This window comes from Aeromonas sp. L_1B5_3 (assembly GCF_963866575.1).
GTDB lineage: Bacteria > Pseudomonadota > Gammaproteobacteria > Enterobacterales > Aeromonadaceae > Aeromonas > Aeromonas jandaei.
The window spans coordinates 1-852 of the sequence record NZ_CAWMDN010000170.1 but is presented as its reverse complement, the minus strand read 5'-3'; the positions used below and the strand labels follow the sequence as shown (position 1 = coordinate 852).

At 58.1% G+C, this 852-nt stretch carries 2 protein-coding genes; both read left to right on the top strand.

The genetic code is table 11. The annotated features are described in order from the left end of the window. Nucleotides 1–49: 49 nt before the first annotated feature. A complete protein-coding gene (locus AACR93_RS22370; RefSeq protein WP_043852032.1) occupies nucleotides 50–559 on the top strand; it encodes a hypothetical protein in 510 nt (169 codons plus the stop codon). Further along, a complete protein-coding gene (locus AACR93_RS22365; RefSeq protein ID WP_043852031.1) occupies nucleotides 556–771 on the top strand; it encodes a hypothetical protein in 216 nt (71 codons plus the stop codon). The genes AACR93_RS22370 and AACR93_RS22365 overlap by 4 nt, the downstream gene beginning before the upstream one ends. Nucleotides 772–852 lie beyond the last annotated feature (81 nt).

The window sequence follows — 852 nt, the reverse complement described above, 5'->3', positions numbered from 1 at the left end:
AAGGCCACCTCACTGCAGGTGGCCTTTTGCTTTGCAAGGAGTCATCCCCATGTCTGCTTTCATGATTGACCGCAAGGATTACCTGGCGTTTGCCGTACAGTTACACCGCTTTTGCAATGCCCCCATACCACCGCACTACACCCTTGAGTTGCTGCGCGCCCTCTGGTGGAACTCACCAATGGATGTCACCAGTACCTGGACGTGGCGGGTAGGCCGGCTGGTACGGCTAATGATGCTCGCCAATCGGCGGGCTGTCTGGCATCGCTATCAGCTTGGACATCAGCAGGACCAGAAGGAACCAAGCCAGCGCCGCTCGACCAAGCTGGGACCGGTTAAACCTGCCCATCGTTACCACCAGGCACCACTCACCGATGCCGAACTGGTAGCCCTCTACAAATTCACCTGCTGCGCCCTGTACCAATCGAGTGAATGGACCGGGAGCCCAGAGCAGGCACCTCGGTTGGTAAAGGTAATACAGCAGTTGCAGCAGGCCATGGCGCAAGACGTGCTGACCCGCCTGTCACTGTGGGAGCAAGCCCCCTGGGGGGAGATGCGATGAATCTCTCCACCACCCTGACCATGACGAGTTCACAGCCGGACAGCACAGCCGTGCTAGCCCAACGTATCGCCGAGGACATGGCACACCTGCATCACCGTCTGCGTGATGGGGCCAGTGATGGACTGGGCATCAGCATCAGTTACCTGGTCGAAAAATTTGCGGTGTTGGCAGCGGCTTACCGTGCACCTGCAGAAATGGAGAAACATCCATGATTGAGTTCAATGACAGCTTTAGCCAGGCCGCCGTGGCAGAGGCCATGTGTGCCCATCCGGGACTTGCCAAGCTCATCAGTC